Below are 10,759 nucleotides of genomic sequence, written 5' to 3' on the forward strand. Positions count from 1 at the left end.
CGTGCCTTACTATATATAAATTTTTCAATATTCTATATTTTAAGAGTAACGTATTTATGTAGCAAAGTCAATAAATCGGCTCTTTATGAAAAAACACCAATCGCAATTGGTGTTTTTAGCGTGGTAAATCGGGGTAGTCCAGTGTAGCGAAATAATCGCGTAATGTTTCCGGTCGGCGAATTTGTTGCACTTGCCCATTTGATTTCAGCAACAATTCACGAGCGCGTAACTTGCCGTTGTAATTGAATCCCATCGCATACCCGTGTGCGCCGGTATCATGAAGGATAAGAATATCTCCCATCACGATTTCCGGAAGTGGCCGCTGAACCGCGAACTTATCGTTATTCTCGCATAACGATCCGACTACATCATAGATATGATCGCACGGCACGTCATCCTTACCGAGAACGGTGAGATGATGGTATGCACCGTACATTCCCGGACGCATCAGATCCGCCATCGAGGTATCTACTCCGATATAATTTCGATATGTATGTTTATAGTGGATGGCGCTGGTGACAAGCCAACCGTACGGTCCGGTAATAGCACGACCGCATTCCAAAGCTAATGCAACATCTTGCAAGCCGCAAGGTGCTAATATTTCTCCATACAGTTTCCGGACACGATTACCATAATCCTGATAGTCAAGAGGTATTTCATCCGGCCGATAGGCGATACCGATACCACCGCCTAAGTCGATAAAGTCAATTCGGATTCCTTCCTCATGACAAATTTCCGCCGCAAGAGTAAACATCATTTTCGCGGTCTGCGCCAACTCCTCAATGTCGAGAGTATTGGACACAATCATCGTATGCAGACCGATCCATTGAATATTTTGTTTTTTTGCCCATCGCACAGCAGCAAAAATCTGCTCTTTGGTCATACCGTACTTGGCTTCTTCCGGATGACCGATAATATCATTTCCGTAACCGATTGCTCCGGGATTATATCGAAAACAAATTTTTTCCGGTAACCAGTCTCGTTCTTTCAAATCCGGCAAGTGAGAAATATCATCGACATTAATGATGGTATTATCCTGATACGCTCGTTCGTACTCTGCCGGCGCGGTATTGTTGGAAGAAAAAATAATTTCGTCGTCCCGAAAGCCCACCGCATGCGCAAGCACCAGTTCAGGAAGTGAACTGCAATCGGCGCCGCAACCTTCTTCACGCAATATTTCCATCAAGTACGGATTAGGATTTGCTTTGACCGCGTAATATTCCCGAAAGCGAGGATGCCAGGAAAAAGCCGCTTGCAGTTGACGCACATTTTCCCGTATACCTTTTTCATCATAGAGATGAAAAGGTGTACCGTACTCTTGTACAAGTTCATGCAACGCCGCTTCACTGAGCGGAATCGATTTTTTCATCATTGCGATGCGTCGGTGCTTTCCAAGAATCGAGCATGAATCAAGGCAACTGCCTTTTCGGCATCCCGCTCGTCTATCAGGCAGGAAATGCTGATTTCCGAAGTGCTGATAATTTGAATATTGATATTCCCGTCTGCAAATGCGCCGAACATATCCGCTGCAACCCCGGGCGTACCAAGCATACCCGCGCCGACAACCGACACTTTCGCGACATCCGTAGCATACAGAATGTCCTTAATACCATGATCGTGCTTAAACGCTTCGAGAACTTCCTGTGCCTGCGGAAAATCACTTTCTGCAATCGTAAAAACAATGTCCGTTTTGGAGTCATCCGATTCGCGAATACTCTGTACAATCATGTCCACATCAATATTTGCTTTGGCCAGGTAGCTGAAAATCATATGCGCCACGCCCGGCCGATTGGCCACGCCCATAACTGTCACTTTAGCTACATTGGTATCATGTGCGACGCCACGAATAGCGGCTTGCTTTCCTTCCATCTTGTACTCCTCCTGAATCATCGTTCCATCTGTCTCCGTAAATGTTGAACGTACATGAATCGGCACACGATAACGGCTTCCCATTTCTACCGCCCGCGGCTGCATAACACCGGCGCCAAGTCGTGCCATCTCAAGCATCTCACCATACGTGATTTCCTGCATCTTGAATGCTTGTGGAACCACACGCGGATCTGCCGTATAAACGCCATCCACATCCGTAAAAATTTCGCAAACATCCGCTTGCAGTGCGCCGGCTAAAGCAACTGCCGTAGTATCACTGCCGCCCCGTCCTAATGTCACCATATCACCATTGTCAGCAAGGCCCTGGAAGCCGGCAACAATCACGATATTACCTTCGTTAAGAGCCGTGAAAACACGCTCCGGATTGATGTCCAAGATGCGTCCTTTGCCGTAAGACCGACTGGTTTGAATGCCGGCCTGCTGTCCCGTAAAAGAAATCGCAGGCTGTCCCAGCTCTATAAATGTCATCGCAAGCAAAGCGATGGAAACCTGTTCACCGGTGGTAAGCAGCATATCCAGCTCGCGGCCATATGCTTTATGCGTACATTGCTTCGCCAAGGCCATTAAATCGTCTGTCGAATCCCCCACTGCCGAGACGACAACGACGATTCTGTCTGTCGGTTGTTTCGCCGCCAAAATGCGCTCTGCAATGTGACGGATTTTTTCTGGCGTCGCTACGGAAGAACCGCCAAACTTTTTGACCTGTAACGTCATACCTTGCCTCCTCAAATATTTAAAAAATACTTATTTAACATGGTAACACCCGCTTGTGTAAAGAACTTACCATATAAAAAAGAGCGGCTATAGCCGCTCTTTTTTATATGGATCTACGTAACCATTATTTTTTTAAAATTCAATGCCGCGACGGGCGCGAATACCTTTCTCAAATGCATGCTTGATCGGTTTCATTTCAGTTACCGTATCAGCGACAGCAATGACTTCCGGACGCGCATTGCGTCCCGTCAAAACAATGTTCAATCGTTCCGGACGTTTTTTTATTAAATCGACAACATCTTCCACCTGCAACAGACCGAAATCCACCGCGTAATTAACTTCATCCAAAATAATCAGGTCCCATTGATCCGACATCACTTCGTTTTTGACCGTCTCCCACGCAGCACGTGCTTTTTCCTGATGCTGTTGAAACTCTTTCTGACCGCCGTCTTTTTTATTGTGACGTACGAACCCGTTTCCTAAAGGATGAATTTCCACATCCGGCGACAATCGCTCCAACGCACTGAGTTCGCCGTATTTCCAAGCGCCTTTGATAAATTGTAATATCAGCACCTTTTGGCCGTTTCCCACTGCTCGCAAAGCAAGTCCCAATGCGGCGGTAGTTTTGCCTTTACCGTTGCCGGTATTTACCAATACTAAGCCTTTATCCATTTGATCTCCCCTGCCGATAGTCATGACAAACAGTCAAGAAGCGTCGCGCCGCTTGCGGAGAGCCATCCCACGCCAAGTGCAGGTACGATGCCAATACATTTTGTGAAACATACCCTTCCTTATGCTGTGTGACATTGCGACTACCGATCAATTCGTATGCCCATGGATATATTTCGTCGTTCTCCGGAAGTAACGTTGAGAAGTGAAATTCATGCCCTCGCAGAGTCGCTCCTTTTGTCGCGATAATGCTGTCCTGTTGCGCGGTCGCCGTCACATAGCCGACGCGTTGCAGCTTCTTTTCCATTTGCGTCGTTGCAGGTACGATACCCGTCAACGGGTATCGGGTGCCGGCAAAATCCGTCACGCTTTCGCAAAGGTACATCAAGCCCCCGCATTCCGCGTAGATCGGCATACCAGCCTCAGCCGCTTGCTTCATTTTTACAAGCATCTCCCGGTTTTGGCTCAATGCATCCAAAAACATTTCCGGGAAACCGCCGCCCAAAATGATTCCGTCGATATCAGGTGGCAATTCTTTGTCAGTTAACGGGCTGAAATAAACTAATTCGGCTCCCAACCGCTCCAAATATTGCAAGCTGGTCGGATAATAAAAGGAAAATGCCGCGTCATGCGCTACGGCAATTCTTACCTTTATCGGTTCGTCAAGCTCTTGTCGCGATTCTATACTAAGATCCGGTGCTTGTTCGGCCGCGGCACGCAAACGATCCAAATCAATGGATTCCTGCATGACCTTCGCCATCTGCTGAATCACAGAAGTCGGGTCGGTTTCCGTCACCGGTGTCAACCCCAAGTGCCGTTCCGGCGTTTGGAGCGAAGCATTACGATGAATAATACCTAAGACCGGAATCCCCAGCTGTTCAATGCTTTCCCGAACCATTTCGGCATGTTTCGGTGAGCCGACTCGATTAACGATCACTCCCGCCAAATGAACGTCCGGATCATAATTCTTATACCCGAGCGCAATTGCACCGGCGCTTTGCCCCATCGACTGCACATTAATAACCAGTATGACCGGCGCCTGCAGACGTTTGGCGATAGCGGCTGTACTGCTAATACCGGCAGAGCCTCCATCGTATAGGCCCATGACTCCTTCAATGATCGAAAGTTCTGCGCCCTCACTTAACCGCGCAAAATTTTCCGCCAGTTTTTCCTCCGGTACCAACCAGGTATCAAGATTATATGAATCCCGCCCAGACGCCAGCGCATGAAAGCCGGGGTCAATGTAATCCGGCCCTACTTTAAATGGCTGAACAGCATGTCCCGCCCAGGTCAATGCTGCGAGCAAACCGGTTACAATCGTCGTTTTTCCTACACCGCTGTTCGTTCCGGCAATCACCACTCGTGGTCGGTGGAAGGTTGTCATTAGTGACTCCGTTTCGCTAAGATTGTCGATAAATAATTTAACTTCGTATCTTCCGGCAAGGCACGCAAATCACGATATACGACCTCATCCGGCAGACCCGCACGCGAAATCATAATCGCATCATCGATCAAATTGTATTTTTCCATCAGCTTTTTAATTATTGGCCAAGTTTTATAAACTTTCATAATAACCAAGCTGTCGCTGACCGCAATGACACGTTCCAATTTTTCTGCATCCGCAGTACCGGGTAAAATGGTAATAACGTCTTCCTGATCGCCGACTGTCCGTCCGATACGAGAAGCAATCGCCAAAAAAGCAGGGATGCCCGGAATAGTTTCGATGGGATATTCCGTTTTCTTTAGTGCTCTAAAAATGTACATATATGTACTGTACAACATAGGATCACCGAGCGTTAAAAACGCGATATCCTTGCCCTCCGCCAACAATCCGGAAATAATTTTACGGTTTTCATCCCAGGCTCTTTCCTGAACTGTCATGTCCAGAACCATCGGGAAAACGATAGGGATAACTTCCGTTGATTCTTTGATAAAAGGCTTGGCAATTTGATAGGCAACCGAATCGGTTTTCTTCTCCGTTTTTGGAACGATAATCACGTCGACATGCTCCAGTGTCCGTACCGCTTTAACTGTTAGAAACTCTGAATCACCGGGTCCTACACCAATTCCATATAATGTTCCTGTTTGCATACTACCCCCACAAATTTTAAATAATAGAAGGAATCGCCGGTCGCCCATGTGAGCGACCTCGATACCGTTCACTGATTGCATCATCCAAGTGCTGCATATATAGCTTGAGTATATCTTCAATTTGTCCCAAAGACTGCCAGTCCTCTTCGACAATAAAACCGTATTCTGACAACTTTTGAGCAACGCTTTCTTCTTCCTTGCTGAATATATCCACACTTACGTGTTCACCCGCATGGAAAAAGAGGGGTTTAACATGAATTTTACGAATTCCCGCAAAACGCATTTGCTTTGCCGCTTCACGCCATTCGGGAAATCCCTCCAGTGTTCCTATCCAGACATTATCATAGCCCAACTGATTCGCTTTAAGTTGTAACGCCGAATAAACCGCCTGCGCAGGATGATTAGTCCCGTGAGCTAATAGCAAGAGTCCTTCCTGCGGTGCAGAGGGGATCGCATCCTTCAGCGTGTCTAAAAGCAATTGATAGTCATCCGGCCGTTCGTCCCCTTGCCCGATAAAATACAATAAGGGTCGACCGATCACCAAACGCCGAAAAACAAGGTCTGCTTTCCATTTGTGCACAAGTTGCATCACTTTTGAGTACTCTGCCCCCGGAATAATGTGCAACGGCTGATACGCTACCTCACGATATCCTTCCGACGCCAAATGGTAAAACATGGCCCGTTCGCTATAAAACTTTTCCCCTTCTTGCTTCGAGATTCGGTCGATGACAATCCGACTGGTAAAGGCGATGTATACGTCCCAATCCGGATATGCTTTTTGAGTCAAGTTCTGCATATGTTTCAGTGTGCGTTTACGTTCGTCTGTTAGCGTCGTACCAAAACTCGTCAGCACAATCGCTTTATCATTCATCATGTCCCTCCCAAATATTCTGCTCTGTCCTTTATTTCCATTGTGTTGCTTCGTTAACACTTTCCGAATCGGCAGCTCTGCTAGCTCAAAGTGCATCATAATTCATACCGTACTGGCGTCCGGCATTAAGCAGGCAGGATGGTTTTGACGCCATGAAATGTTGATATTACCAACCCATATAATACCATTGTCGTACAAGCGATGCGAATTACAGTTTCTTAGCGTGAATATTGTCTCAAATCAAAGTTTACACGCACACGCGATCGTGTTTCGACCGGGGATCCGTTAAGCGTCCCGGGCGCAAAGCGCCATCGATATACTGCATCCACTGCTGCCTGATCCAACGCTGCATTTCCTGATGATTCGGCTACCCATGCGCTCGTTACGGACCCTTGCGCTCCAATTACCAATTCTACACCTACGGTGCCTTCAATATTGGCTCGACGGGCGGATTCCGGATACTTCGGATCGGGAGCGGAAAGTATGGATGGGCTTGTAGGCGGCGCAGTATTCGAGCCCACGCCGGATCCTGTACCCGATCCGGTGCCCGACCCGATGCCGGATCCTCTCCCGGAGCCGATACCACTACCCGTACCGCTACCTATGCCCGATCCGTGGCCGGTTCCCTGACCTGTGCCGGAACCGGATCGTGAACGTCGAACACGATGCTTTCGCACCGGCTTTGCCGGAGATTGCTCCGGCGTGGATGCGTAGGCATCATGAATTGGCGCTTCTACGTTTTCATCAATACTTTCTTCTGTGCTTTCCCAATCACTATATGCATCTGAATCATCCGGAAATATCGACGCGTTCTGTGCGGCAATATCGGAACCGCCGCCACCACCGCCACCCGGGTCATAAATCTCGACTACCACGGGATCGAGAGATACGTGCTCCGGTGTTGGTGCAAAGTGAATCGCAACTCCGAATAAAGCAAAAACAATAGCATGCGCCAGAAGAGATCCTGTTATAGGCTTGCCCCAGCCCTCATTTTCACCATAATACATAACAACCTCAAGGTTGCGGCGCAGCCGGCGCCGATTTCGCCCCATCGGTAGCGATACCGATGCGCGAAATGCCTGACAGCTTTACCTGATCCAAAACATACATAAAATTATTGTATTGCGATTCCGCATCCGCGCGCACCAAAATCGCCAGTTGTGGATTTCTGGCTTTTTCTACTTCAATGCGTCGCCGCAAGTCCTCTGCATGTATTGGTTCCTGTTCAAAGTAAATCGTACCGTCTTTTTTTATACTGATCGGCACGGTAGTTTCCATACTCACTTTAGCGGATTGTGTCTTGGGCAAGGACAAATCCACTGATTTTTGAACCACCATGGTAAGCATACTCATCATAAAAAACACAAGCAAAAAAAAGATGATATCAATCATCGGGATAATCATCAGCTTCGGTTGCTTGCTTACCCGCATTTCTCTAAGCTTCATTTGCCTCACCGTCCACATGGGCCAGGTAAACAGATGCTAAACGCTCCATATCGGAAACAAGATTATCCAAACGGTGCGCCAAATACGTATGCACAACCAGAGCCAAGATGGCCACCAACAAACCGGTTGCCGTTGCTACCAGTGCTTCCCCGACACCGGCAGTGATAGCAAAAGGCTGCCCTTCAGAAACGGATAAAATGCTGAACGAATTAATCATCCCGGTCACTGTGCCCAATAATCCCAATAGCGGAGACATTGTAACGATGACATCCAAATAATTTAAATAGTTGCGCAATAAAGATGCGCCATGGGCGGCGCTGCCTTCGACAACGGCAGTTTGGCTGGCGCCGGTATGAAGATGCCCTACTGCGTCACGAATCGCCATCGCCGGGAATCCGCCATCCTCATCCAAGATCTGCTTCAAACCGCTAAGATCGTTTTGATGCAGCAGGACCGGAATTTCTTCGACTAATTTCGAGATGTCTGATTCTGCTTTTTGGTAATAACGAAATCGCTCAATCCCGATTGCAATGACTAAAATCGAACACAGTAGCAACGGATACATTACCAAGCCGCCTGCATTGAATAAATGAAGTGCTTCACTCATACTGTTCTCCTCCCTGTTCTCATTTTATGATGAGAATTCTCAAAGCATAAAACCATGAAGTTTATAATAAATCACAATATCAAAATACCACAGTTAACGATTGATGTAAATGCATTCCCATCATTTTCTGGCAATGAACCTGACCTATTGAGGATTTCGTGCAAGTATTGAATGGACTCTCCTCCATCTTTAAAACTCCGGTTCGTATGAATAAGATGCCCGTCGCCAACACAGCTCCCGGCTATTCAGCTCAATACATCTAAAAGTTCCACAAGTTCAGAATCGGTAGATTGTATTCCCTGCCACCACAAACTTTTTACAGTCCCTTGAGTCATTTGTAAATAAAAATGTGAAAAAGCAACATCGAAATAACTGTGTTGCTTTTTCACATCTTTAATGTTGGTAGTGATCTTGGACAATGCGTAATACTTTTTCATCCGATAAATCTTTGACGTGATAATAGGTCGCCCCCATGGAAGAGGACAATTTCTTAGCGATCCCCATGCTGATGAAATCTGTTTCGGTATCAATCACCACCATGGCCGCTCCGGTACGACGTAACTTTTCTCCCAGTTCGATCGCCTCGTCCACCGGGTTACCGCCCGAGAGCGAAGAAGTTGCACGGCCGTCAGTCACCAAGAGAAATACCGGTCGTACTTCCGGATCTTGAAATTTCAATTGTGCAAGCACGGCAAGCGACATTTCAAGCGCAGCCGCCAACGGTGTTTTACCGCCCGTAGGTAATTCCTTCAGAGCTTTTTGTGCCAAATCAATACTGCGCGTCACGGGCAATAGAAGTTCCGCCGTATTGCGCCGAAATGTTATCAGACCGATGCGATCACGCTTTTGATAGGCTTCTTGCAAAAGGCCGTAAATGGCCCCTTTTACCGCGCCCATACGATGCTTTGCTCCCATAGACCCCGACGCATCCACACAAAACAAAAACACGGTTCCGGTGCGTTTTTCGCGCACTTTCTGACGTAAGTCATCCTTTTCGAGGGCAATGGCCAAGCCATGCTTTTCCCGTTGCTTTTGGTACGGCGCAGCAGCACGAATGGTTGCATCCAGCGCAAGGTCGGTAACTTCGTGAGCCATCGGCACGGCACGAATGTAGCGCCCCTGTTTTAAATCTGTCTTCGTTCGTTGCCGTTTTCCCGAACCTTTACGCTTAAAACGATCCACATTCATCGTGACTTGCAGCTGTAACGCCGAAAACGCTTTATTGATATCTTCCCAAGTTTCCGGCGGCAGCGGCATTTGTGGATTTGGCGGCGTATCGGCTTCATGGGAGTCATCATCATTGGTATCAAAGTCGTTATCTTCCGGCAAATTGGACGGAGGAGGCGGCAATTCTCGTGCATCATTTTGCGGTGGCATCTCCGCAGAATCATCATCAGACTGATCCGGCGGTTGCGGCGGTTGTTGCTCCGGCTGTTCCTGCGATGCATGTTCGGGTTGATGCATACGATGCGGTAACACAAAATACGCCGCTCGTTCCATGTCATCGGGTATCAAGAAATTGCGGCCGGCAAGAGCCGCTACCGCTTTCGTCGCTTCCAGTAAAATAATGTCCCCGCGATGACCGGCAAGCCACGCATTTTCACTATATACAGCCGCCAACTGCAGCATGGGCGCCGGCACCTCCATTTGCGGAATGATGGCTTGTGCCGTTATTACTTTTTTGCGCAACTTTTCGGTTTCTTCTGCATAGCGTTGTACAAAGGCGATGCGATCTTTTTCGTACGCTAAAACGCGACGAACAATCTCCTGTCGTTTGGCAGGGTCGGTTTCCGCCTGCGCATTGACAAACATCCCGAACCGATCCAAAAGCGCATCGCTCAACGTTCCCTCTTGGGGATTCATCGTACCGACCAGCATGAAGTCGGTAGGATGAGAATAGGAAAGTCCTTCGCGTTCGATTTTGTTTTCATGCGTCTCATGAACCTGCAAAATCGCCGCTAAAAGGTCTCGCCGCAGAAGATTGATTTCATCGATGTATAAAATTTGTTGATCCGCTTTGGCAAGTAAGCCGGGTAAAAATATACGCTTACCATCGGCTAACGTTTTTTCCAAGTCAATATGACCGAAGACGCGGTCTTCCGTTGCGGAAAGCGGTAATTCCACCAAAGTCTGCTCCGTTAATGCCATCGCGGAGCGCAGTAGTGTGCTTTTCGCTGTCGCCTTGCTTCCGGAAATCAGCAGGCCTCCGATCTTCGGATTGACTAAAGCCAGGAGAATGGCTTCTTTTACATCATCCTGGCCGACCACGGCAACAAACGGATAGATATACGGATAGCTCATGACGCTTGGCCGTTCAAAACCTGATCAATCACGGTAAAGTCGATGCCGGTTTCTTCAAACGGTTTACGGCGCATACGGTGCGGCAAAACAAGTTCCGCCGCTGCCTTCAAATCTGCCAACGTCACTTCGCTGCGGCCGTCAAAAGCGGCGATCGTCATGGCGGTTTTGAG

General features: G+C 48.0%; 11 protein-coding genes. All 11 read right to left on the reverse strand.

The annotated features are described in order from the left end of the window. Positions 1–115: 115 nt before the first annotated feature. The 11 genes from lysA to RDN69_RS04840 all read right to left on the reverse strand — a co-directional run bounded on the left by lysA (position 116) and on the right by RDN69_RS04840 (position 10,747). On the reverse strand, positions 116–1,372 hold the full coding sequence (gene lysA / locus RDN69_RS04790; protein ID WP_024048989.1) for a diaminopimelate decarboxylase: 1,257 nt from the start codon (positions 1,370–1,372) through the stop codon (positions 116–118). Further along, positions 1,369–2,604 (reverse strand): aspartate kinase, encoded by a 1,236-nt coding sequence (locus RDN69_RS04795; protein WP_288218304.1) that lies wholly within the window; start codon positions 2,602–2,604, stop codon positions 1,369–1,371. The genes lysA and RDN69_RS04795 overlap by 4 nt, the downstream gene beginning before the upstream one ends. A gap of 132 nt (positions 2,605–2,736) precedes the next feature. Then, positions 2,737–3,276 carry a cob(I)yrinic acid a,c-diamide adenosyltransferase gene (cobO, locus tag RDN69_RS04800; protein WP_024048991.1) on the reverse strand — a complete coding sequence of 180 codons (540 nt, stop codon included), beginning with the start codon at positions 3,274–3,276 and terminating at the stop codon, positions 2,737–2,739. After that, complete coding sequence (locus tag RDN69_RS04805) at positions 3,269–4,657, reverse strand: cobyrinate a,c-diamide synthase (RefSeq protein WP_024048992.1); 1,389 nt, start codon at positions 4,655–4,657, stop codon at positions 3,269–3,271. Before RDN69_RS04805 ends, cobO begins: the two co-directional genes overlap by 8 nt. After that, positions 4,657–5,364 (reverse strand): precorrin-2 C(20)-methyltransferase, encoded by a 708-nt coding sequence (cobI, locus tag RDN69_RS04810; RefSeq protein ID WP_036467439.1) that lies wholly within the window; start codon positions 5,362–5,364, stop codon positions 4,657–4,659. Before cobI ends, RDN69_RS04805 begins: the two co-directional genes overlap by 1 nt. Positions 5,365–5,380: 16 nt before the next feature. Then, complete coding sequence (locus tag RDN69_RS04815; protein ID WP_273260072.1) at positions 5,381–6,238, reverse strand: sirohydrochlorin cobaltochelatase; 858 nt, start codon at positions 6,236–6,238, stop codon at positions 5,381–5,383. A gap of 215 nt (positions 6,239–6,453) precedes the next feature. Next, complete coding sequence (locus RDN69_RS04820; protein WP_273261306.1) at positions 6,454–7,287, reverse strand: energy transducer TonB; 834 nt, start codon at positions 7,285–7,287, stop codon at positions 6,454–6,456. Further along, complete coding sequence (locus RDN69_RS04825; protein ID WP_024048996.1) at positions 7,250–7,681, reverse strand: biopolymer transporter ExbD; 432 nt, start codon at positions 7,679–7,681, stop codon at positions 7,250–7,252. The genes RDN69_RS04820 and RDN69_RS04825 overlap by 38 nt, the downstream gene beginning before the upstream one ends. Then, positions 7,671–8,288: a MotA/TolQ/ExbB proton channel family protein gene (locus tag RDN69_RS04830; RefSeq protein WP_024048997.1), complete on the reverse strand. Its 618-nt coding sequence runs from the start codon at positions 8,286–8,288 to the stop codon at positions 7,671–7,673. Before RDN69_RS04830 ends, RDN69_RS04825 begins: the two co-directional genes overlap by 11 nt. A 393-nt stretch (positions 8,289–8,681) precedes the next feature. Continuing rightward, positions 8,682–10,589 carry a VWA domain-containing protein gene (locus tag RDN69_RS04835; protein ID WP_024048998.1) on the reverse strand — a complete coding sequence of 636 codons (1,908 nt, stop codon included), beginning with the start codon at positions 10,587–10,589 and terminating at the stop codon, positions 8,682–8,684. Next, positions 10,586–10,747: a hypothetical protein gene (locus tag RDN69_RS04840; RefSeq protein ID WP_288218305.1), complete on the reverse strand. Its 162-nt coding sequence runs from the start codon at positions 10,745–10,747 to the stop codon at positions 10,586–10,588. Before RDN69_RS04840 ends, RDN69_RS04835 begins: the two co-directional genes overlap by 4 nt. Between the last annotated feature and the right edge of the window lie 12 nt (positions 10,748–10,759).

It is taken from the genome of uncultured Negativicoccus sp. (assembly GCF_902480485.1).
Classification (GTDB): Bacteria; Bacillota; Negativicutes; order Veillonellales; family Negativicoccaceae; genus Negativicoccus; species Negativicoccus succinicivorans.